This is a genomic window from Chryseobacterium gleum (assembly GCF_900636535.1).
In the GTDB taxonomy this organism is placed as follows: domain Bacteria; phylum Bacteroidota; class Bacteroidia; order Flavobacteriales; family Weeksellaceae; genus Chryseobacterium; species Chryseobacterium gleum.
In genome coordinates, this window is the sequence record NZ_LR134289.1 from 4122968 (window position 1) to 4148045 (window position 25078).

At 40.4% G+C, this 25078-nt stretch carries 9 protein-coding genes, 4 tRNA genes and 6 rRNA genes; 17 read left to right on the forward strand and 2 right to left on the reverse strand.

What is annotated here, in order from left to right; translation table 11 throughout:
• Positions 1-1293: 1293 nt before the first annotated feature.
• The 15 genes from EL165_RS18750 to EL165_RS18820 all read left to right on the forward strand — a co-directional run bounded on the left by EL165_RS18750 (position 1294) and on the right by EL165_RS18820 (position 19770).
• Positions 1294-2810, forward strand: a 16S ribosomal RNA gene (locus tag EL165_RS18750).
• Between the two features lie 207 nt (positions 2811-3017).
• Positions 3018-3091, forward strand: a tRNA-Ile gene (locus EL165_RS18755).
• Between the two features lie 80 nt (positions 3092-3171).
• Positions 3172-3245: transfer RNA gene (locus tag EL165_RS18760), tRNA-Ala, on the forward strand.
• Between the two features lie 151 nt (positions 3246-3396).
• A 23S ribosomal RNA gene (locus EL165_RS18765) occupies positions 3397-6148 on the forward strand.
• Positions 6149-6315: 167 nt separating this feature from the next.
• Positions 6316-6423: ribosomal RNA gene (rrf, locus tag EL165_RS18770) — 5S ribosomal RNA — on the forward strand.
• Between the two features lie 1280 nt (positions 6424-7703).
• Positions 7704-9220, forward strand: a 16S ribosomal RNA gene (locus EL165_RS18775).
• Positions 9221-9427: 207 nt separating this feature from the next.
• Positions 9428-9501 (forward strand) — tRNA-Ile (locus EL165_RS18780).
• An 80-nt stretch (positions 9502-9581) separates the two neighbouring features.
• Positions 9582-9655: transfer RNA gene (locus EL165_RS18785), tRNA-Ala, on the forward strand.
• Between the two features lie 151 nt (positions 9656-9806).
• Positions 9807-12558: ribosomal RNA gene (locus tag EL165_RS18790) — 23S ribosomal RNA — on the forward strand.
• Positions 12559-12725: 167 nt separating this feature from the next.
• Positions 12726-12833, forward strand: a 5S ribosomal RNA gene (gene rrf / locus EL165_RS18795).
• Together the 16S, 23S and 5S rRNA genes with 4 tRNA genes alongside form the textbook arrangement of a ribosomal RNA operon.
• A 593-nt stretch (positions 12834-13426) precedes the next feature.
• The gene (locus EL165_RS18800; RefSeq protein ID WP_002981840.1) at positions 13427-14590 is read left to right on the forward strand and encodes a T9SS type A sorting domain-containing protein; all 1164 of its coding nucleotides are present in this window, start codon (positions 13427-13429) and stop codon (positions 14588-14590) included.
• 126 nt (positions 14591-14716) lie between these two features.
• The gene (locus EL165_RS18805; protein ID WP_002981837.1) at positions 14717-17368 is read left to right on the forward strand and encodes a 4-alpha-glucanotransferase; all 2652 of its coding nucleotides are present in this window, start codon (positions 14717-14719) and stop codon (positions 17366-17368) included.
• A 139-nt stretch (positions 17369-17507) separates the two neighbouring features.
• Positions 17508-18497, forward strand: a complete 990-nt coding sequence (locus EL165_RS18810) for a hypothetical protein (protein WP_002981836.1) — start codon at positions 17508-17510, stop codon at positions 18495-18497.
• Between the two features lie 177 nt (positions 18498-18674).
• Positions 18675-19133 (forward strand): DUF4890 domain-containing protein, encoded by a 459-nt coding sequence (locus EL165_RS18815; RefSeq protein ID WP_002981835.1) that lies wholly within the window; start codon positions 18675-18677, stop codon positions 19131-19133.
• A gap of 127 nt (positions 19134-19260) precedes the next feature.
• A complete protein-coding gene (locus EL165_RS18820) occupies positions 19261-19770 on the forward strand; it encodes a ferritin (RefSeq protein WP_002981834.1) in 510 nt (169 codons plus the stop codon).
• Positions 19771-19840: 70 nt separating this feature from the next.
• Here the strand turns inward: EL165_RS18820 and EL165_RS18825 are convergent, their stop codons facing one another.
• Together EL165_RS18825 and EL165_RS18830 are read right to left on the reverse strand one after the other, a co-directional pair.
• Positions 19841-20065 carry a hypothetical protein gene (locus tag EL165_RS18825; protein WP_126358676.1) on the reverse strand — a complete coding sequence of 75 codons (225 nt, stop codon included), beginning with the start codon at positions 20063-20065 and terminating at the stop codon, positions 19841-19843.
• A gap of 133 nt (positions 20066-20198) precedes the next feature.
• A complete protein-coding gene (locus tag EL165_RS18830; protein ID WP_002981832.1) occupies positions 20199-23339 on the reverse strand; it encodes a UvrD-helicase domain-containing protein in 3141 nt (1046 codons plus the stop codon).
• 182 nt (positions 23340-23521) lie between these two features.
• On the opposite strand from EL165_RS18830, the gene EL165_RS18835 reads away from it, so the two are divergent.
• Both EL165_RS18835 and EL165_RS18840 read left to right on the forward strand, forming a co-directional pair.
• Positions 23522-24268, forward strand: coding sequence for a hypothetical protein (locus EL165_RS18835; protein ID WP_002981831.1), 747 nt, complete (start codon positions 23522-23524; stop codon positions 24266-24268).
• A gap of 1 nt (position 24269) precedes the next feature.
• Positions 24270-25076 (forward strand): hypothetical protein, encoded by an 807-nt coding sequence (locus EL165_RS18840; protein ID WP_002981830.1) that lies wholly within the window; start codon positions 24270-24272, stop codon positions 25074-25076.
• Positions 25077-25078: the final 2 nt, after the last annotated feature.

A 25078-nucleotide genomic window follows, 5' to 3' on the forward strand; every position in this document is an offset into this window, starting at 1 on the left:
GTTTTATCCCCATTCCGTAAGAATTACTATTACTAAGATTCTTACGGAATGTTTTTTTAGATACAGCAGAAAATCCATCAGAATTTCATATTCCTCTTTTTTATATCTCTTCACCAATACTCTTAAACCTTTTTCACACTCCAACTCTCTCACTCTCCCACACTCCCACTTTATTATGGAGCTTAATCCTGCTATCCATTCATACTCCTCGCGCCAGCGCTCTCCCGCACTCCAACTCCTGCTGTGGGGTAACCATTGCTATCAGGGCTAGGGAAGGAGTCGTTAATGATGAATGATGAATTTCATGGTAGGAGAATATAGTGGTTATTGCGTTGCGAGCTTCGGGTTAGTGGGTACAAGCCTTTATTCCCCTTGTGTCATTCCGCAGGAATCCAAACTTCCTGGCCAGAGCCCTTAAAGGATGTAAGTTGGTGGGATAATGTCTAAGATTTTTTAACAGTTGGTATTAGCTGAGTCATGCTACGGAAAGTTTTGTCCGGACTCCTGCTGAGTAACAATGCTGTGTTTGCTATATAATATGGTATATCATCAATTCAATCGGAGCCAGGTATAATTCTTAATTTTTCGAAGAAACCCTGTTTCTTATATAGTCTGTTCTCTATTATATAATATATACACTATTTTGATCAATGGCCAACCCCACACCCCGTACCCCCGCATCCCGTATCCATTCTCTTTCTCCCACCCTCAAACCCTCCCACGCTCAAACTCTCATACACTCCAACCCTCCAGCCCAATCCCCCAAACAAATGTTTAAAATTTTTCTCTCTGCAATCCAGTGCTTTAAGCGTAAATATTACGAAACGGTAAAATTTATGTTAAATAAACTTGTTTTGCGTTGTTAGAAGTTGCTATCTTTGCCCCACTGAAAACGAGAGTAGATCAGTAAGCGCAGAAGAGCTTTTAGGTAAGCAGGAACATTATTTACTTCACAAGAGACAGACGAAAAAAAACTTTAAAACTTTTTGCAAAAAGAGTTGCGGGATAAAAAAGAGTTTGTATCTTTGCAGTCCGAATAAATCGGAGCGCAGGAGTAGAGGGATTGAGGGTTTGAGAAGGATTAAGGTTACTTAAAAAACTTTAAAATTTTCTTCAAAAACATTTGGTCATTAAAAAATAAAGTTTTACTTTTGCACTCGCAAATACGGAGCGACACTGACAGAGAGATTGCTTCAGGAAAAGCGAAAGATATAAAGATCATTGACATACAATATAACAACCAAGTAAGGAAAAACTAAAGCGTTAAAAACTTTGAGTGAGTCAGACAAACATACAATGGAGAGTTTGATCCTGGCTCAGGATGAACGCTAGCGGGAGGCCTAACACATGCAAGCCGAGCGGTAGAGATCTTTCGGGGTCTTGAGAGCGGCGTACGGGTGCGGAACACGTGTGCAACCTGCCTTTATCAGGGGGATAGCCTTTCGAAAGGAAGATTAATACCCCATAATATATTGAGTGGCATCACTTAATATTGAAAACTCCGGTGGATAGAGATGGGCACGCGCAAGATTAGATAGTTGGTGAGGTAACGGCTCACCAAGTCTGCGATCTTTAGGGGGCCTGAGAGGGTGATCCCCCACACTGGTACTGAGACACGGACCAGACTCCTACGGGAGGCAGCAGTGAGGAATATTGGACAATGGGTGCGAGCCTGATCCAGCCATCCCGCGTGAAGGACGACGGCCCTATGGGTTGTAAACTTCTTTTGTATAGGGATAAACCTACTCTCGTGAGAGTAGCTGAAGGTACTATACGAATAAGCACCGGCTAACTCCGTGCCAGCAGCCGCGGTAATACGGAGGGTGCAAGCGTTATCCGGATTTATTGGGTTTAAAGGGTCCGTAGGCGGATCTGTAAGTCAGTGGTGAAATCTCACAGCTTAACTGTGAAACTGCCATTGATACTGCAGGTCTTGAGTGTTGTTGAAGTAGCTGGAATAAGTAGTGTAGCGGTGAAATGCATAGATATTACTTAGAACACCAATTGCGAAGGCAGGTTACTAAGCAACAACTGACGCTGATGGACGAAAGCGTGGGGAGCGAACAGGATTAGATACCCTGGTAGTCCACGCCGTAAACGATGCTAACTCGTTTTTGGGCTTTCGGGTTCAGAGACTAAGCGAAAGTGATAAGTTAGCCACCTGGGGAGTACGAACGCAAGTTTGAAACTCAAAGGAATTGACGGGGGCCCGCACAAGCGGTGGATTATGTGGTTTAATTCGATGATACGCGAGGAACCTTACCAAGGCTTAAATGGGAAATGACAGGCTTAGAAATAGGCTTTTCTTCGGACATTTTTCAAGGTGCTGCATGGTTGTCGTCAGCTCGTGCCGTGAGGTGTTAGGTTAAGTCCTGCAACGAGCGCAACCCCTGTCACTAGTTGCCATCATTAAGTTGGGGACTCTAGTGAGACTGCCTACGCAAGTAGAGAGGAAGGTGGGGATGACGTCAAATCATCACGGCCCTTACGCCTTGGGCCACACACGTAATACAATGGCCGGTACAGAGGGCAGCTACACTGCGAAGTGATGCAAATCTCGAAAGCCGGTCTCAGTTCGGATTGGAGTCTGCAACTCGACTCTATGAAGCTGGAATCGCTAGTAATCGCGCATCAGCCATGGCGCGGTGAATACGTTCCCGGGCCTTGTACACACCGCCCGTCAAGCCATGGAAGTCTGGGGTACCTGAAGTCGGTGACCGTAACAGGAGCTGCCTAGGGTAAAACAGGTAACTAGGGCTAAGTCGTAACAAGGTAGCCGTACCGGAAGGTGCGGCTGGAACATCTCATTTTAGAGCGTCGTTAGACGATAAAAAAATTAGTATCGCAAGATACAGAACTTACTTAAAGTTCAAGCTTTAGTTTTTTGTTTGGTTGATTTATATTAAAAATAAAACCCACTAGAAATTAGTAAACGGGAAGAGAAAACGAGTAAGAAGTAGAGTTGTAAGGTATATGAAAATAATTACTTATCGCTCATTACTCATCACTCATAATAGAGTCTCGTAGCTCAGCTGGTTAGAGCGCTACACTGATAATGTAGAGGTCGGCAGTTCGAGCCTGCCCGAGACTACTAATTAAAGCGGATAGCAAATAGGGACTATCTTCTGGCCACTAGCCAAAAGCAGGAAGCCATAAGCTAAAAGCACTAGAGGGGAATTAGCTCAGCTGGCTAGAGCGCCTGCCTTGCACGCAGGAGGTCAAGGGTTCGACTCCCTTATTCTCCACAGAGTGGATGGTTTAGTTTTAAAAAAGCAAATAGAGCCAAAAACAATATTTGCGAATTAAATCAGAAATAGATTTAAGATCATTGACATTAACGGTAAAGACATCACAAAGAGAAAACCGAGCGCATAAAGCGCTTGAGTAACCAATAGGAAAGAAATCGTTAAGGGCGTATGGCGGATGCCTAGGCTTTCAGAGGCGACGAAGGACGTGGTAAGCTGCGAAAAGCTGCGGGGATTGGCACACACGAATTGATCCGCAGATATCCGAATGGGGCAACCCAATACATTGAAGATGTATTACCTCGTAAGAGGAGCAAACCCGGAGAACTGAAACATCTAAGTACCCGGAGGAAAAGAAATCGAAGAGATTCCGTAAGTAGTGGCGAGCGAAAGCGGATTAGCCCAAAAGCTTTTATATGTTTAATAGAATGTTCTGGAAAGAACAGCCATAGAGGGTGATAGCCCCGTATATGAAAGGCATATTTGAGTGATAAATGAGTAGGGCGGGACACGTGAAATCCTGTCTGAATATGGGGGGACCATCCTCCAAGGCTAAATACTCCTGAAAGACCGATAGTGAACAAGTACTGTGAAGGAAAGGTGAAAAGCACTTCGAATAGAAGGGTGAAATAGAACCTGAAACCGTACGCCTACAAGCGGTCGGAGCAGCGTAATGCTGTGACGGCGTGCCTTTTGCATAATGAGCCTACGAGTTAATTTTACTAGCGAGGTTAAGGTATTAAGTACCGGAGCCGGAGCGAAAGCGAGTCTGAATAGGGCGCTTAGTTAGTAGGATTAGACGCGAAACCTTGTGATCTACCCATGGGCAGGTTGAAGCTCTGGTAACACAGAGTGGAGGACCGAACCGGTTGACGTTGAAAAGTCTTCGGATGACCTGTGGGTAGGGGTGAAAGGCCAATCAAACTGGGAGATAGCTCGTACTCTCCGAAATGCATTTAGGTGCAGCGTCGATGTTAAGTTTATTAGAGGTAGAGCTACTGATTGGATGCGGGGGTTTCACCGCCTACCAATTCCTGACAAACTCCGAATGCTAATAAATGTTCGTCGGCAGTGAGGGCATGGGTGCTAAGGTCCATGTCCGAGAGGGAAAGAACCCAGACCAACAGCTAAGGTCCCCAAATATATGTTAAGTTGAAACAACGCGGTTGGACTGCATTGACAGCTAGGATGTTGGCTTGGAAGCAGCCATTCATTTAAAGAGTGCGTAACAGCTCACTAGTCGAGCGGTCCGGCATGGATAATAATCGGGCATAAACATATTACCGAAGCTATGGATTTGTATTTATACATCTGGTAGGAGAGCATTCTATTTGCGCCGAAGCAGTACTGTGAGGTATTGTGGAGCGGATAGAAAAGAAAATGTAGGCATAAGTAACGATAAAGCAGGCGAGAAACCTGCTCACCGAAAGACCAAGGCTTCCTCAGCCATGCTAATCAGCTGAGGGTTAGTCGGGACCTAACGCGAACCCGAGAGGGGTAGTGGATGGACACAGGGTTAATATTCCCTGACTTGCTCACGATAAAAGGGGACGGTTGGATGTATCTGCTGGAGACTGACGGAATAGTCAAGGCTTAGCCTTCGGGCGAAGCTGCTGTAGAGTAATCTGATCCAAGAAAAGCCGAAGTGAAGCAACCCGTACCAAAACCGACACAGGTGGTCGAGGAGAGAATCCTAAGGTGCTCGAGTGAGTCGTGGCTAAGGAACTAGGCAAAATAGTCTCGTAACTTCGGAAGAAGAGACGCCATCAGCAATGGTGGCCGCAGTGAAGAGGCCCAGGCGACTGTTTATCAAAAACACAGGACTCTGCTAAATCGAAAGATGCTGTATAGGGTCTGACACCTGCCCGGTGCTGGAAGGTTAAGGAAGGTGCTTAGCGTAAGCGAAGGCATTGACTGAAGCCCCAGTAAACGGCGGCCGTAACTATAACGGTCCTAAGGTAGCGAAATTCCTTGTCGGGTAAGTTCCGACCTGCACGAATGGTGTAACGATCTGGGCACTGTCTCAGCCACGAGCTCGGTGAAATTGTAGTATCGGTGAAGATGCCGATTACCCGCAATGGGACGAAAAGACCCTGTGAACCTTTACTATAACTTCGTATTGACTTTGAGTAAGTAATGTGTAGGATAGGTGGGAGGCTTTGAAGCAGGCACGCTAGTGTTTGTGGAGCCGCCGTTGAAATACCACCCTTTACTTACTTGGAGCCTAACTTCTTTCAGAAGGACATTGCGTGGTGGGTAGTTTGACTGGGGTGGTCGCCTCCAAAAGAGTAACGGAGGCTTTCAAAGGTACCCTCAGCACGCTTGGTAACCGTGCGTAGAGTGTAATGGCATAAGGGTGCTTGACTGTGAGACCCACAAGTCGATCAGGTGCGAAAGCAGGACATAGTGATCCGGTGGTTCCGTATGGAAGGGCCATCGCTCATAGGATAAAAGGTACTCCGGGGATAACAGGCTAGTCTCCCCCAAGAGCTCACATCGACGGGGAGGTTCGGCACCTCGATGTCGGCTCGTCACATCCTGGGGCTGGAGAAGGTCCCAAGGGTTGGGCTGTTCGCCCATTAAAGTGGCACGCGAGCTGGGTTCAGAACGTCGTGAGACAGTTCGGTCTCTATCTATTGCGGGCGTTAGATGTTTGAGAGGGCTTGATTCTAGTACGAGAGGACCGAATTGAACAAACCTCTGGTGTATCAGTTGTACCGCCAGGTGCACCGCTGAGTAGCTACGTTTGGAAGAGATAAGCACTGAAAGCATATAAGTGCGAAACTCGCCTCAAGATGAGACATCTTTTAAGGGTCGTTGTAGATGACGACGTTGATAGGCTACAGGTGTAAAGACAGTAATGTCATAGCCGAGTAGTACTAATTACCCGTAGATTTATAGTCTATGGTTACTGTATCAGTAATATAAAATGACAAGTACTTTATGCGCAGTAAAGGTTTTGTCTTTGTGAAAGTTTTTATCGCTTAAAACGCAGATGGCGGATAGCAGTTAGCGAATGGCAATAAAGCCAATAGCCAGCAGCCAATAGCCGGATGCTATATACCTTCTTTAGGGTGGTTTTAGCGGTGGGGCTCACCTGTTCCCATTCCGAACACAGAAGTTAAGCCCACCAGCGCCGATGGTACTGCTAACGCGGGAGAGTAGGCCGCCGCCAGTTTTTATTTTATTTTTAAAAATCCTTTATCATTTGATAAAGGATTTTTTTTGCTTTATACCGAACTTATAAGTAATGAGTAATGAGTAATGAGTAATGAGTAATGAGTAATGAGTAATAATTGATAAATGATAAATGATAAACGATACATCAATCATTTATCAATTATCAATTATCACTTATCACTTAACATTCATCATTCATCACATACCCCATTGTCACTCCGTAGGAGTCTCAGCAAAGTATTAGAAAATAACACAAGTATTACTTTACCCTTTTAAATCGTTTAAAACTCTAATAAAAGAGTCTGGATTCCTGCGGAATGACACAAGTGAAACAGGATTAAGACCATCAAAACAAAAGGTATTATAATTACTCAAGGTTTATTCTTTATTATTTCTGGCTGGGCTCTAATCCCAGAAATCCATACCACTGAACCCATATCCCGAATCACGAATTCCTTCATTTATAACTTGCTCTCTTACTATAAAATATTATTCATCATCCCTGAACTTGATCTGCTGAAATAAGATTGAACATAAAATTCCACTATAATTTTTTCTGTAATCTATTGCTTTCATATTCTATGCTTTTGGAGATGCAGCAAATGGTTAATCTCAATTTTCTCATATTTTTTCAAATATATTACTCAGCTAAAAAAACTATGAGATTTTGTAATAGTTTCATAACATTAGCATAGTAATTATTCGATTTAAAATTTATTAATACTCATTGTGGATAAGTATTAGTTTGTATATAACTATAAATATATCAATAAATTAAATCATATAGTTACTCACAATGATTTTAATATTGTAAAATTTATGTTAAATAAACTTGTTTTGCGTTGTAGGAAGTTGCTATCTTTGCCCCACTGAAAACGAGAGTAGAACAGTAAGCGCAGAAGAGCTTTTAGCTAAGCAGGAACATTATTTACTTCACAAGAGACAGACGAAAAAAAAACTTTAAAACTTTTTGCAAAAAGAGTTGTGAGATAAAAAAGAGTTTGTATCTTTGCAGTCCGAATAAATCGGAGCGCAGGAGTAGAGAGATTGAGGGTTTGAGAAGGATTAAGGTTACTTAAAAAAAACTTTAAAATTTTCTTCAAAAACATTTGGTCATTAAAAAATAAAGTTTTACTTTTGCACTCGCAAATACGGAGCGCCACTGACAGAGAGCGTGCTTCGGGAAAGCGGAAGATATAAAGATCATTGACATACAATATAACAACCAAGTAAGGAAAAACTAAAGCGTTAAAAACTTTGAGTGAGTCAGACAAACATACAATGGAGAGTTTGATCCTGGCTCAGGATGAACGCTAGCGGGAGGCCTAACACATGCAAGCCGAGCGGTAGAGATCTTTCGGGATCTTGAGAGCGGCGTACGGGTGCGGAACACGTGTGCAACCTGCCTTTATCAGGGAGATAGCCTTTCGAAAGGAAGATTAATACCCCATAATATATTGAGTGGCATCACTTAATATTGAAAACTCCGGTGGATAGAGATGGGCACGCGCAAGATTAGATAGTTGGTGAGGTAACGGCTCACCAAGTCTGCGATCTTTAGGGGGCCTGAGAGGGTGATCCCCCACACTGGTACTGAGACACGGACCAGACTCCTACGGGAGGCAGCAGTGAGGAATATTGGACAATGGGTGCGAGCCTGATCCAGCCATCCCGCGTGAAGGACGACGGCCCTATGGGTTGTAAACTTCTTTTGTATAGGGATAAACCTACTCTCGTGAGAGTAGCTGAAGGTACTATACGAATAAGCACCGGCTAACTCCGTGCCAGCAGCCGCGGTAATACGGAGGGTGCAAGCGTTATCCGGATTTATTGGGTTTAAAGGGTCCGTAGGCGGATCTGTAAGTCAGTGGTGAAATCTCACAGCTTAACTGTGAAACTGCCATTGATACTGCAGGTCTTGAGTGTTGTTGAAGTAGCTGGAATAAGTAGTGTAGCGGTGAAATGCATAGATATTACTTAGAACACCAATTGCGAAGGCAGGTTACTAAGCAACAACTGACGCTGATGGACGAAAGCGTGGGGAGCGAACAGGATTAGATACCCTGGTAGTCCACGCCGTAAACGATGCTAACTCGTTTTTGGGCTTTCGGGTTCAGAGACTAAGCGAAAGTGATAAGTTAGCCACCTGGGGAGTACGAACGCAAGTTTGAAACTCAAAGGAATTGACGGGGGCCCGCACAAGCGGTGGATTATGTGGTTTAATTCGATGATACGCGAGGAACCTTACCAAGGCTTAAATGGGAAATGACAGGCTTAGAAATAGGCTTTTCTTCGGACATTTTTCAAGGTGCTGCATGGTTGTCGTCAGCTCGTGCCGTGAGGTGTTAGGTTAAGTCCTGCAACGAGCGCAACCCCTGTCACTAGTTGCCATCATTAAGTTGGGGACTCTAGTGAGACTGCCTACGCAAGTAGAGAGGAAGGTGGGGATGACGTCAAATCATCACGGCCCTTACGCCTTGGGCCACACACGTAATACAATGGCCGGTACAGAGGGCAGCTACACTGCGAAGTGATGCAAATCTCGAAAGCCGGTCTCAGTTCGGATTGGAGTCTGCAACTCGACTCTATGAAGCTGGAATCGCTAGTAATCGCGCATCAGCCATGGCGCGGTGAATACGTTCCCGGGCCTTGTACACACCGCCCGTCAAGCCATGGAAGTCTGGGGTACCTGAAGTCGGTGACCGTAACAGGAGCTGCCTAGGGTAAAACAGGTAACTAGGGCTAAGTCGTAACAAGGTAGCCGTACCGGAAGGTGCGGCTGGAACATCTCATTTTAGAGCGTCGTTAGACGATAAAAAAATTAGTATCGCAAGATACAGAACTTACTTAAAGTTCAAGCTTTAGTTTTTTGTTTGGTTGATTTATATTAAAAATAAAACCCACTAGAAATTAGTAAACGGGAAGAGAAAACGAGTAAGAAGTAGAGTTGTAAGGTATATGAAAATAATTACTTATCGCTCATTACTCATCACTCATAATAGAGTCTCGTAGCTCAGCTGGTTAGAGCGCTACACTGATAATGTAGAGGTCGGCAGTTCGAGCCTGCCCGAGACTACTAATTAAAGCGGATAGCAAATAGGGACTATCTTCTGGCCACTAGCCAAAAGCAGGAAGCCATAAGCTAAAAGCACTAGAGGGGAATTAGCTCAGCTGGCTAGAGCGCCTGCCTTGCACGCAGGAGGTCAAGGGTTCGACTCCCTTATTCTCCACAGAGTGGATGGTTTAGTTTTAAAAAAGCAAATAGAGCCAAAAACAATATTTGCGAATTAAATCAGAAATAGATTTAAGATCATTGACATTAACGGTAAAGACATCACAAAGAGAAAACCGAGCGCATAAAGCGCTTGAGTAACCAATAGGAAAGAAATCGTTAAGGGCGTATGGCGGATGCCTAGGCTTTCAGAGGCGACGAAGGACGTGGTAAGCTGCGAAAAGCTGCGGGGATTGGCACACACGAATTGATCCGCAGATATCCGAATGGGGCAACCCAATACATTGAAGATGTATTACCTCGTAAGAGGAGCAAACCCGGAGAACTGAAACATCTAAGTACCCGGAGGAAAAGAAATCGAAGAGATTCCGTAAGTAGTGGCGAGCGAAAGCGGATTAGCCCAAAAGCTTTTATATGTTTAATAGAATGTTCTGGAAAGAACAGCCATAGAGGGTGATAGCCCCGTATATGAAAGGCATATTTGAGTGATAAATGAGTAGGGCGGGACACGTGAAATCCTGTCTGAATATGGGGGGACCATCCTCCAAGGCTAAATACTCCTGAAAGACCGATAGTGAACAAGTACTGTGAAGGAAAGGTGAAAAGCACTTCGAATAGAAGGGTGAAATAGAACCTGAAACCGTACGCCTACAAGCGGTCGGAGCAGCGTAATGCTGTGACGGCGTGCCTTTTGCATAATGAGCCTACGAGTTAATTTTACTAGCGAGGTTAAGGTATTAAGTACCGGAGCCGGAGCGAAAGCGAGTCTGAATAGGGCGCTTAGTTAGTAGGATTAGACGCGAAACCTTGTGATCTACCCATGGGCAGGTTGAAGCTCTGGTAACACAGAGTGGAGGACCGAACCGGTTGACGTTGAAAAGTCTTCGGATGACCTGTGGGTAGGGGTGAAAGGCCAATCAAACTGGGAGATAGCTCGTACTCTCCGAAATGCATTTAGGTGCAGCGTCGATGTTAAGTTTATTAGAGGTAGAGCTACTGATTGGATGCGGGGGTTTCACCGCCTACCAATTCCTGACAAACTCCGAATGCTAATAAATGTTCGTCGGCAGTGAGGGCATGGGTGCTAAGGTCCATGTCCGAGAGGGAAAGAACCCAGACCAACAGCTAAGGTCCCCAAATATATGTTAAGTTGAAACAACGCGGTTGGACTGCATTGACAGCTAGGATGTTGGCTTGGAAGCAGCCATTCATTTAAAGAGTGCGTAACAGCTCACTAGTCGAGCGGTCCGGCATGGATAATAATCGGGCATAAACATATTACCGAAGCTATGGATTTGTATTTATACATCTGGTAGGAGAGCATTCTATTTGCGCCGAAGCAGTACTGTGAGGTATTGTGGAGCGGATAGAAAAGAAAATGTAGGCATAAGTAACGATAAAGCAGGCGAGAAACCTGCTCACCGAAAGACCAAGGCTTCCTCAGCCATGCTAATCAGCTGAGGGTTAGTCGGGACCTAACGCGAACCCGAGAGGGGTAGTGGATGGACACAGGGTTAATATTCCCTGACTTGCTCACGATAAAAGGGGACGGTTGGATGTATCTGCTGGAGACTGACGGAATAGTCAAGGCTTAGCCTTCGGGCGAAGCTGCTGTAGAGTAATCTGATCCAAGAAAAGCCGAAGTGAAGCAACCCGTACCAAAACCGACACAGGTGGTCGAGGAGAGAATCCTAAGGTGCTCGAGTGAGTCGTGGCTAAGGAACTAGGCAAAATAGTCTCGTAACTTCGGAAGAAGAGACGCCATCAGCAATGGTGGCCGCAGTGAAGAGGCCCAGGCGACTGTTTATCAAAAACACAGGACTCTGCTAAATCGAAAGATGCTGTATAGGGTCTGACACCTGCCCGGTGCTGGAAGGTTAAGGAAGGTGCTTAGCGTAAGCGAAGGCATTGACTGAAGCCCCAGTAAACGGCGGCCGTAACTATAACGGTCCTAAGGTAGCGAAATTCCTTGTCGGGTAAGTTCCGACCTGCACGAATGGTGTAACGATCTGGGCACTGTCTCAGCCACGAGCTCGGTGAAATTGTAGTATCGGTGAAGATGCCGATTACCCGCAATGGGACGAAAAGACCCTGTGAACCTTTACTATAACTTCGTATTGACTTTGAGTAAGTAATGTGTAGGATAGGTGGGAGGCTTTGAAGCAGGCACGCTAGTGTTTGTGGAGCCGCCGTTGAAATACCACCCTTTACTTACTTGGAGCCTAACTTCTTTCAGAAGGACATTGCGTGGTGGGTAGTTTGACTGGGGTGGTCGCCTCCAAAAGAGTAACGGAGGCTTTCAAAGGTACCCTCAGCACGCTTGGTAACCGTGCGTAGAGTGTAATGGCATAAGGGTGCTTGACTGTGAGACCCACAAGTCGATCAGGTGCGAAAGCAGGACATAGTGATCCGGTGGTTCCGTATGGAAGGGCCATCGCTCATAGGATAAAAGGTACTCCGGGGATAACAGGCTAGTCTCCCCCAAGAGCTCACATCGACGGGGAGGTTCGGCACCTCGATGTCGGCTCGTCACATCCTGGGGCTGGAGAAGGTCCCAAGGGTTGGGCTGTTCGCCCATTAAAGTGGCACGCGAGCTGGGTTCAGAACGTCGTGAGACAGTTCGGTCTCTATCTATTGCGGGCGTTAGATGTTTGAGAGGGCTTGATTCTAGTACGAGAGGACCGAATTGAACAAACCTCTGGTGTATCAGTTGTACCGCCAGGTGCACCGCTGAGTAGCTACGTTTGGAAGAGATAAGCACTGAAAGCATATAAGTGCGAAACTCGCCTCAAGATGAGACATCTTTTAAGGGTCGTTGTAGATGACGACGTTGATAGGCTACAGGTGTAAAGACAGTAATGTCATAGCCGAGTAGTACTAATTACCCGTAGATTTATAGTCTATGGTTACTGTATCAGTAATATAAAATGACAAGTACTTTATGCGCAGTAAAGGTTTTGTCTTTGTGAAAGTTTTTATCGCTTAAAACGCAGATGGCGGATAGCAGTTAGCGAATGGCAATAAAGCCAATAGCCAGCAGCCAATAGCCGGATGCTATATACCTTCTTTAGGGTGGTTTTAGCGGTGGGGCTCACCTGTTCCCATTCCGAACACAGAAGTTAAGCCCACCAGCGCCGATGGTACTGCTAACGCGGGAGAGTAGGCCGCCGCCAGTTTTTATTTTATTTTTAAAAATCCTTTATCATTTGATAAAGGATTTTTTTTTTGCTTTATACTGAACGTATAAGCAATGAGTAATGAGTAATGAGTAATGAGTAATGAGTAATGAGTAATAATTGATAAATGATAAACGATACAGGAATCAATTATCAATTATCACTTATCACTTAACATTCATCATTCATCACATACCCCATTGTCACTCCGCAGGAGTCTCGGCAAAGTATTAGAAAATAACACAAGTATTACTTTACCCTTTTAAATCGTTTAAAACTCTAATAAAAGAGTCTGGATTCCTGCGGAATGACACAGTAGGAAAGGAGCCAATGCAAATGAAAACAATACCACTGAACCCATATCCCGAATCTCGCCACATCATTTATAACTTATCATTTATCATTTATGATCCTGATGTCCATCACAGCATATTGAACAACAGAAATAAATGATATACCTCACTCTTGATGATAGCTGGTACATTTTAATTTGTAATTAACTTTATTCATTTACAAGAGATTTTTGTTTTTAGAATTCTAAAATTGTGTAACTTAGTAAGATCAAATTCATTACGAATCTAAAAATATATCATATGAAAAAACATTTATTCCCTCTATTTTTACTGCTATTAGGTGTAAATGCACAGGCACAGCAGGATTTCTTTGCGATTACCGGAAAAGATACTCAAAGTATTACTTTCAATGATTTCCGTGCTATTGACGGTACAAACGGAACTTCTGGTGAGAAGTTTTTTACGGCAGATTCTTCTGCAAAAGTGTTTTCACAGACAAAAAGAGGAGTTGTAACAGAAGACAAAAATTCTTATAGCAATTCACAGGCTGTAACATTAGCTGCGCTTGCATATGATACTTCGAATAATAACCTGGTATACATGCCTATGTTTTCCTCGAATATCTATATTTTAAACCCGAAAACAAAAGAAATCACTTTGGTGGAAAATAATGTGGCAAGAGTGTCGTCATGTGATATAAATTCTCATATTACCAGGATGGCAGCCGGATATAACGGTAAAATTTATGCTGTAAATAATGCCGGAACGCAATTTTTAGAAATCAGCAGAAAAGATGGACAATATCTTGTGAATGATTTGGGAATCATCAAAGATGATACTTCTAATGGGCGAAATTTATTTACCGCTATGGAAACTGGTTTTGGAGGGGATATGGTAGCAGATGCAGATAATAATTTTTATATTTTTTCGGCTTCGGGAAATGTTTTCAAAGTCCTGACGAAAGATTTAAAAGCTAAATTTATTGGTAAGATTGCAGGCATTCCGGATAACTATTCTGTAAACGGATCAGCTGTAAATGCTCAGGGAAAAGTTGTAATAGCCAGTGCAAAAGGAGGGGCTCTATATGAAGTAGATCTTGCAACTTTACAGGCAGAACAGATTCCGGGAGAGGAAGGGCTTCATATTTATGATTTAGCGAGTAAATATTTTGTGAATGATAAACCTTCAACAGTAAACACTTTTGCAGATCTTGATATTTATCCAACAAGAGTTGATGAACATTATATTAATGTTCATGCTGGCAACAAAATAAAAGGCACTGTTAAGCTGAATATCTTTGATATGGCAGGTAAGAATGTTATGACTCAGAATGTTTCAGTAAAAGAAGGCTCATCAGATGAAAAAGTATACCTTAAAGGACTGGTGACCGGTGCTTATATTGTAAATATTACTGATGAATCAGGAAAAGTAATATTCAATAAAAAGATTCTTGTAACCAAATAGCAGATTGCTGTAAATCAATATATAAAAACCTTTTCAATATGTTTTGAGAAGGTTTTTTAATGATTATTTGATATTCAATAAGTTTTATTTTTCGATATTAAAATGTACTTTTATAAAAAAATATAGATGAAACTATACTTTAATGTAGGATATATTGTAAAGGCGGGAGAGAATTTGCAGCTGGTATTTGGTGAAGATGAACATGCCTTACACGTCCATACTATGTTTTATGCAGAAAATGGGTTATGGAAATGCGAAGTAGACTATTTCTCAAAATCCATTACTTATCGATATAGGGTTGTTAATGAAAAAGGAAATGTTTTAAGAGAAGAATTCGTTCCTCATCATTTAAGTTTTCCTCATAATTATAAGGAGTTTATCATTTTTGACGAATGGAACAATAAAAACTTTCCCGAAAATTATTTAAACAACAAAATTCTCTATAACAAGCTGCATGATTTTGTTCCTGAAAGAATAACGGTTTTAAAAAAACATACCCATCTCTTCAGAATAGAAGCTCCTATTTATAATCCGGATTGGAGAATTGTTCTTTTTGGAAGTACAGCATCTTTGGGAAACTGGAACTATGACAAGGTTATTCACCTGCAGCAAACCGATTTTGGAATGTGGGAAGCTTCTGTAGAAATTCCGGAGAATGAATTTATCGAGTTTAAATATTGTATATATGATACCAAAGAAAGCAGGGTCATAGATGTGGAAACCGGTGGAAACAGATCCACGGCTCCCAATCTGTTTAATGATGTACTGCAGATTGTTTCCAATCATTATTTCAGGTTTAAAGGATACCAGATGTACCATGATGCTGGTGTGGCAGTTCCGGTATTTTCTTTGAGAAGTGAAGATGGCTTCGGAGTAGGGGAATTTACGGATTTAAAAAAACTGGCAGACTGGACGAAAGAAACCAATCTTGGTATTATTCAGATTCTTCCGATTAATGATACGACAGCCAATTATTCCTGGACAGATTCGTATCCATATGCTGCAGTATCCGTTTATGCTTTACATCCACAGTATATCTCTTTAGAAAACCTTGATTACTCTATACCGAAAGAATTAGTCGAAGAGTATCTGTATGAAAAAGAGGATTTAAACGCCTTAGATCTGATCGACTATGAAAAGATGATTGCGGGGAAATGGAAATATCTTACCGCTGTTTTCAATAAGGAAAAAGATAAAATTTATAGGGACAGAAACTTCAAGAAATTCATTAAGGATAATGAATACTGGCTCGTACCCTATTCAGCATTCTGTGTTTTGAGGGATAAATATAAGACACCGAATTTTAATGAGTGGAAAACCCACAAAAAGTATATTGCCGGTAAAATTTCACAGTTTTTTAGCACGAAAAGCAAAGATTATGATACTTCAATGCTCCATGCCTGGGTACAGTATCAATTACACCTGCAGCTGAAGGATGCCGTAGATTATACCCATAACCTGGGAATTTCGTTGAAAGGAGACCTCCCGATCGGTATTTACAGATACTCTGTGGAAGCCTGGACGGAACCCGAGTTATTCGGTATGGATTTTCAGGCAGGGGCACCACCGGATCAGTTTACAGAACTGGGTCAGAACTGGGAATTCCCGACTTACAATTGGGAAGCTATGAAAGCAGATGACTACAGGTGGTGGAAAAACAGATTCAAAGCATTGGAACAATATTTCGATGCCATGAGAATCGATCATATTTTAGGTTTCTTCAGAATATGGAGAATGCCTGTTTCAGCTGTACAAGGAATTTTAGGGTACTTTTATCCTGCTGTTCCTATTGTCGCGGATGAATTTAAAGCCTGGCAGATTCCGTTCAATTTTGACAGGTATTGTAAGCCGTTTATCAACAACAAGATCTTATGGGATTATTTTGGAGAGGAAAGCGGAAAGGCTCTTGAATTTATGAATCGTAATGATGACGGGACCTACGCTTTTAAAGAAGAGTTTGATACCCAGAGAAAGCTGGTTAATTTCTTTAAGAAAAAATCATATGGTCCGTTGGAAGAAAAGCTGATTTCTCTATGTGCCAACGTTTTATTCCTTCCAGAGGAAAGAAAAGGGAAAACGGTTTACCATCCAAGATTCAATGTATACAATACAGAATCTTATAAGTACCTTCCGGAATCTGAGCAGAAAAATATTTATGACCTATACCATGACTATTTCTTCAGAAGACAGGATCATTTGTGGTATGAAAAAGCCATGGAGAAACTTCCCGTTATTCTGAATGCTACCAAAATGCTGATCTGTGGAGAAGATCTGGGAATGGTACCGGCATGTGTTCCTGTTGTAATGGACGAATTGGCCATTATAGCTCTTAAAGTGCAAAGAATGCCTTCTGAAAATATACCATTCTATAATCCTAAATATGCCAATTATATGAATGTGGTAACAGCTTCTTCTCATGACAGCTCAACATTAAGGCAATGGTGGAAAGAAGATCCGGTTCTTACACAAAGATATTATAATGAACAGCTGATACAGTATGGCAAAGCACCTGAAGACCTGAATCCTCACCTTGCAGAAATTATTATGAAACAGCATCTGTATAATGAGGCTATGCTTGCTATTTTTCCGATTCAGGAATTCCTGGCAACCGATGCAGAACTTGCCAATAAGGAAATTGATAATGAAAGAATTAATAATCCCGCAGTCTTTCCACATTACTGGCGTTACAGGATGCATATAAAACTGGAAGACCTGAAAGAAAGAACATCTTTCAATAAAAAAATCGCCCATTGGATAAAAGATAGTGGAAGAGTGTAAATTTAATAATTGATTATCAATTAGTTAATAATATTTTAAAAGAAGTTTGATTTTAGGATTTAACTTCTTTTTTTTATTTATATCAAAGAGATAGAATTAAGATATTCTGCTATATATTAACCAATTAACGACTATAGAGATGAAAAAAATATTTTTGGGATTAGCTTTTGGGTTGGGCGTTTTGACGTCTGCTCAGCAATATCCGAATAATGGTTGGAATGATGACGGTTATTATCAGAATGACGGAGGCTATTACAGCGATGAAGATGACAGAAATTATTTTCCTGACGATTATTACTACAATTATCCTCAGGACTATTATCCAAATGATTATTATCAGAGCTATTATAACGACTACAGAGGAAGTATTATTAATATAGACTGGAACGGATTTTTTGTACAGAACAGATTAAGCAGATGGCAGGTAGATCAGATCATGAGATTGAATAATCTGTATGCAAGTTTTGCAGCATGGAATAATTTCTACAGATATAATCCGGACAGATGGTACTATGACAGATTTTATGCACTGCAAAGAATCCTTGGACCAAGAGTATTTGTTGTTTTTCAGAATAATTACTACAGAGGTTACAACCCGGTTGTATACTTCCAGAATTACAGAAGAACGTATTATGTGCCAAGGTATACTGTAATGCCAAGATACAGAAATATCAATGTTAATATCTACAGAGTAGACCGTTCAAGATTCCGCAGAATGGATAACCCTACTTTTAATATTATCAGAAGAGACAGCAGACCAGACAATGGTTTCAGAAATACAAGAAATGAGAATTCAGGAGGATTCCGTGGTAATAACGGAAATAACAATAATTCCGGATTCAGAAATGATAATAACGGAGGTTTCAGAAACAGCAATGGTGGCGGTTTCAGAGGGAATTCTGATAATGGAGGAAACAGAGGAAATGTAGATGCCGGTGGCTTCAGGAATAACGGCGGTGGTTTCAGAGGAAACAGTGAAGTAAGAAGAGAAGCTCCTAAAAGAGAAGACAATGGCGGTTTCAGAGGAAACAACGGGGGTGGATTCAGACAAAGATCTGAAACGTCTGCTCCGAGACAAGAAAACCGTGGTGGCGGTGGCGGCTTTAGAGGCAGCTTAGTAAGGAATTAATTTTCATATATTATATTTAAGTGGTGTGAAGGGCAGGTTTTTATAATCTGTCCTTTTTTTTGTTTTCTGTTGGTTTATTTTTGTTAAAAATTAACATTATTTATGAATTTGTTAATTTAACTTATGTTTTAATTCATAATCAAAAAGACATATAACAATTAATTAAATTTTAAAAAGATGAAAAAATTAGTTTTAGCAATAGCATTTATCGGAATGGGAAGTTTTGCAATGGCACAACAAACTACAACCTCACAAACCCCACAGGACAGACAGGCCAGAGCTGTTGAAATGAAGCAGAGAATGGAACAGAAACAACAGGAACGCTTAGACCAGATGCAGAAAGATCTTAACCTTGATGCCTCTCAGGTAGCTCAGATAAAGGCTCTTCAGGATAAAAGAAAAGCTGAAATGAAGGCAGAGTTTGACAAAAATAAAATGGACAGACAAGCTAAAATGCAGGAAATGCAGGCTAAAAGAGCACAAATGGATGCTGACATGAAAAAAATCCTTACTCCTGATCAATACGATAAATGGCAGGCTGACAGAAAAGCAAAAGCAGAGAAAATGAAAATGGCAATGAAAGAAAGAAGAATGATGAAAAAGCCTATGAATACAGGAACTGCTGATGTAAAATAACAGTTTGTAATTTTAGTTTTTTAATGTGTTAAGGGTGGATATATTTCCATCCTTTTTGTATTAATTTTCCCTAAAACTTTTGATTTCGGGCTTTTATTCCCTATTTTTGACTATAAATTTAATACTTATGGTTAGCGAAAAAATTGCGAAATTAATTAACGAACAAATTGCCCACGAACAATACGCTGCTCAATATTATCTTTCAATGTCTGCATGGTTTTCAGGAAAAGATCTGGATGGAATTGCCAACTATTTCAGAGTACAGAGCAAAGAAGAATTGATGCACGCAGATAAAATGTTTGATTATCTGAATGATGTAGGTGGGGAAATTATCATTGGGGAGATTCCAAAACCTCCGCATGAGTTCGAAAACGCAACAGATATTTTTGAGAAAGCACTGGCACATGAGAAAATCGTAACTAAAAGTATTTTCAATATTGTAAAAAATGCAAATGAGGAAGGAGATTTTGCAACGACATCATTCCTTCAATGGTTTATCAATGAGCAGGTAGAAGAGGAAGCAAGTGCCTCTCAATATGTAACGAAAATCAAAATGGTATGCGATAATCCATCAGCATTATACCTTTTTGACCAGGAATTGTCTCAGAGAGTGTTTACTCCTGATACAACAGCTTAAGATTGAAAAACATTCAAAATATAAAACCGTTATCTTCTGGGATAGCGGTTTTTTTGTTGAGATGATATAGTTATTTCCTGTACGGCTGTCTTTGGATCCTCACAGCGAAAATAAAGACTACTGCTCCCAATACAAAACCCAGAAATAAAGAATTGGCAATGTTTTCAGCAGGCATATAATGGCGACCATCTGCTGTAACGGGTGGATCTAAACAATCAACAATATTGTAAGTGACCATTGTAGAAAATAACATGATGATCAGACTTATTAAAAAGGAGTTTAAGTATATTCTCATGGTTGGTTAGTTGTAATCAAAATATAATCAAAGACTGTATTGTATTCGTCTTTAATTAAAAATAATAAAACCTTTTATATTTTGAAAGATTTTTTATAGAAATTTTTATAGTAATATTTTGGAAATGTTCAGATTATAGATAAATGATCTGAGTTTTGAGTACTTTTTTGCCCAGGCGTTCAAGTATGTTTTTATAACCTTCTACCTGTGCCTCATCCTTCGCCTTTGGCTCACCGGTCTTAAAATCCACAATAATATACCCTTCTTCACCTTTTAATATACGGTCAGGCCTGAATATATGGCTTTCTCCTCTTTCAGTGATCATAATATCTTTTTCATTGATCACTTCCCATTTCTCATCGAAGAATTCTGCATAAGTTCTTACTATTTCCTGTAGTGTAGCCTGTATTTCATTTTTTTCCTCTAATGTAATCTGTCCTTCCAAAGCATATCCTTCCAATACCTTAATGATATCCTTTTCTGTATTGATCTTTGATAAAAGCTCATGTACAAAAAGTCCGATTCTTACCTTTTCATTCCGTACCTGATAGTTTTTAGACGGAGTAGCAATCTTGATGGATGTACTTTTTTCACTAATGTTCTTCAGATGCCGGATATTCTGGGTTTTAAAAGAAGAAGTTTTATCCCTGGAATGTTTCTTCAGCATTTCAGGATGTACAGGATACACATCAAATTCATCGGCCTGTTCCGGATTTTTTGTTTGAAGGAATTCCAGAAGCTCAAGATTGTTAGACGTCTTATTAGGCTTCTGTAGATAGAAGAACAGCTGTTCAACGGGTCTTGTGGTAGCAACATATTGTAAACAAAGCCTGTCAATCAGATTTTTATAGGCATTTTTTGTGTTGAAAAAAAGAATTTCTTCATCATAAGCCTCCAGATTTTTACTGAACTGGTTGATATTCACAGATTTTAGTGTTTTATTTTCATTCGTGTCAAACCAGTTGGTAAATTCACTGTCACGGTTTTTGTTCATCATAGGAATAAAAACGATGGGGAATTCCAGCCCTTTGGATTTGTGAATGGTCATGATCTGGATAGCATCAATGTTTTCCGAAGCCTGAATGGTGTACGACGATGCTTCTTCATCCCAATATTTCAGAAACTCTTTGGTACTAGCTCCGGCATTTTGTGTAAAGTTGAAAAGCATTTCCAGGAAATTCAACAAGAAATCAGTTTCCTTGTTTTCAACAGAAAATTCGTTGATATAATATTCAATAAAATTATAAAGATTAAATCTTGGAAAATTATCCTGTTTAAGCTGAATTGAATATCTCTCCTGAATGAACTGCAATATTTCCTCGTGGCCGTCAATATCCAGAATTTCTTTCATACCTGAAGTAAAATCCGGCATATGAATTTTCCCTAGTGTATTCAGATGGTACATCATCATGATCAGACAAGGCTTATTCTTTGGGTTAAGTTCCCATCTCAGAAATTCAATGACAGCTTTTACAGTATTGGAAAGCTCAAGGGTAAGACCTTTATCAGAGATCGTTTTAATATTGGTTTCTTCTCCTTTATAATTAACTTTTAAGCTTCCAAGCTTTTGGGAATAACTGAAAATATCAAAATTCCCCCGGCAAAGGATCGTAATATCGGAGAACTTAAAACCATTGTCCAGACATTCCTGGATGTCTTTCTGCATCCGTGCGGAAGTATCGGTATAAAAATCTTCGTTCGTAAGATTGTCGATCAGGTTGATCTTTACGCGCCCTTCAATCTTTGATCTGGCACTTTGTTCAGCATCAGCACCGAAGATGTTTTTATGCTCTTCCAGAAGTCCTTCAGAATGGAAACGGTACAATTCATTGTTGAACTGTACAATGTTTCTGGCACTTCTCCAGTTGTCCTTTAAAACAAGAAGGTCTGCTTCTTTTGGTGAGAATTCTTTTTTGTTGATAATATCAAGCATCAGTTTACTTTCCCCGCCACGGAAACGGTAAATACTCTGCTTGGGATCCCCTACCAGTGTAAAAGAAGTATATTCTGTAGACACGCTGTGATCTCTCAGTGGAACAAAATTCTGCCACTGCAGCTCTGAAGTATCCTGAAACTCATCAAAGAAATAATGCTGAAACTGTGAACCTACCTTTTCATAAATAAAAGCAGAAGGCTCATTTTTCAGGTTTTCATTAATAAGGATATTAAACTTGGAAAGAAGAACAAGATCATTTTCTTCCTCAATTTTTTGAAGTTCATCCTGGATGTCCTTGTTGACCTTTAAAGGAAGAAGCGCTGATAAAACTTTCTCTTTCTTTTGAGTTTCAATATACAGAAGAATCAGTTTCATCCTGTTTTCCAGAAGCTGATCAAGGATTTCAAAAATTTCGGATTCCTTATGTTTTGACTTTGAGGAAGCTCCTTTCCTGTAATTGTTAATAACAGATTCCTCCAAAGTAGTTGGAAAAGGAAAGCCAGGCCTTTTTTGCTGATAAAAATCGATCACTTTAGTAAAGAAACCTCCGATTCCATTTTTGCCCTGGGCAAAGTCTTCAATATCTATATTTCTTGATTTGAATAACTCAATAGAAGCAGCTGCCAGTTCCCCAGACTGTTTTTTATTCTGCACGATCTCTTTACGGAGCGCATTTTTTATATTTTCATAATTGGCATCATCAAAACTTTTATTGCTTTTCAGATGCTCGTAATGAATATCCTTTACAAATTCCTTTGCAGAATCATACAGATTTTTGTTGAGATTAATTCTTTCATTATTTTCAAGACTGTAATCTACATAATCCATGAAAGAATTGGAGATGGTTTCATTTTCTCCAATTTGGTCAAGCATTTTATCAACCGCTTCTATCAGAAACGGTTCTGCTTCAATTTCAAGATTAAAATTCTTAGCCAGTCCCAGCTCATAGGAAAAGCTTCTTACTAACCTTGAATTAAAGCGGTCAATCGTTCCGATATTCAATGTGGAATAATTGTGGAGAACGTAATCCAGTAATTTTTTGGAACGCTGGTGAAGATCATCAATGGTAATTTTCAATCCCTGTTCTTCAAATGCTTTCTGGATATTTTTCAGATCCGCATTCTCTGCATAATCTTTTGCTGAAAAATTGCCCAGCCACGATAAAATTCTCTCCTTCATCTCGTTGGCTGCTTTATTGGTAAAAGTCAGTGCGAGAATATTCCTGATCGACTGCTGCTGATTAGGATACCGGAGACAGATCATCAGGAGTCTTTGCACCAGAGCATACGTTTTCCCTGATCCGGCAGAAGCATTGATGACTGTATAAGAATTTTGCATTGTTGAAAGAGAATTGAGACTGCAAGTTAGCTAAAATTTGAAAGAAACTTTAACAATTTGATCAGCCTATTTAACAGTTTACAAGGCAAAATTCAAAAAGAAATATTAAAACGCGTTAACTGTGGTTAAACTTATGGTATAAATTAAAAATAATTTTAGCTTTGCTTTATAAAAAATAGCCCGTGAAACTCAAACTATTCTTTTTTCTATCCTTCATTCTTTTTATTCATACCCATGCCCAAAGCTATATCTTTGGTAAGATTGTTTCAGAAAACGGTGCTGAAATGCAGGATGTGAATGTCATTAATATCAGAACAAATGAGATTGTAGTTTCAAACCGGGACGGACACTTTATGATTTCCGGAAGGCAGGGTGATGAATTACGTTTTTTAAAAGCGGGTTATGAACGTATCACCAAAATAGTTTCTCAGGAAAATACACAATCTCCGATAAATATAAATATGGTGCGCCAGACCATTCAGATTCCTGAAGTAGAAGTAAAACAAGGACTGACCGGAAACCTGAAGATTGATTCAAAACTCTATAATAAACCTAAAAAGGTTGAAAAACTGCTCAAAGATATGGATCGGTATATTGCTCAGAAATCAGATCCCAGAATCCTGGCTGCAAAACCTGGAGAATTTGTACAGCCAAAAGGCCAGGGATTCTCTATTGGGAAAGTTAAAGATAAATGGGACGACGTAGATTTAATGAAATATATAAGAGTAAGTCTGGGAGACGATTATTTTACCAATCTTAAAATAGAAAAGCCCCTGATAGACCATTTTATTTATTATGTTTTTGCAGGCGGTTTTGAAAGAAAAAAAATACTGAAATACGGATTTTGCAGTGATGCAGACCTGAACAGGTTTCAGCGTTTTGTCCTGACAAGAATTTCATCTTATCGTGCTCCGCAAACTCAAAGATAAAATGGAAGCAAAATATATCAGCAGAACTTTTCTTATTGTGCTTTTTTGTATCAATTCAGTATTGTGGGGACAGCAGAAAGTATCAGGAAAGGTAATCACAGGAGATGAAATGGACCTAGCTCCTGTTCTCATTGTTAATATTTCAGCAGGCAAAAGCATATTGAGCGATATGTCAGGAACATTTGAAATCGAAGCCAGGGAAAATGATGAAATAAGATTTGTAAAAGAAGGATATTACCGGGTTGATAAGAAAATTACCAAAGAAGATATCAGTTCTCCGTTCAATATCATTCTGAGAAAAATGGAGATTCAGATTCCCGAAGTGAAAATCCAATACAGGCCTACCGGAAATCTTGCGAAAGATAATCAGCATTTGAATGAATCCAGAAAACTTCAGGCATTGAAATCAGATATGGAAGAGTATATGAAGAGCCCGCTTAATCAGCCTTTACCAAGCAATGCCATATCTAAAACTTTTACCGGACACGATTTTAATGCAGGGCAGGTTAACCTGTTTGGTGTCTTTAATGCTGTAAAAAAATTAGCGAAGCCTAAGGTCACCAAAGCGAATTATAATGAAACTCAGGATTTTCTCAAAAGAGTAAGGAATGAAGTGAATCTGAGCTTTCTGAAGAAATATGGAATGGATGAAGAGCAGATTGATATATTTCTTCTCTATGCAGATAAAACCCGTTCACTGGCAAAAAGATACCGGAAGGATTTTAGTATTGATGTTATTGAATATGAGCTTAAAATAGCGTTCGGGGAATACAGTAAAATGAATAAATTAGAAGGAGGTAAAGAATAATT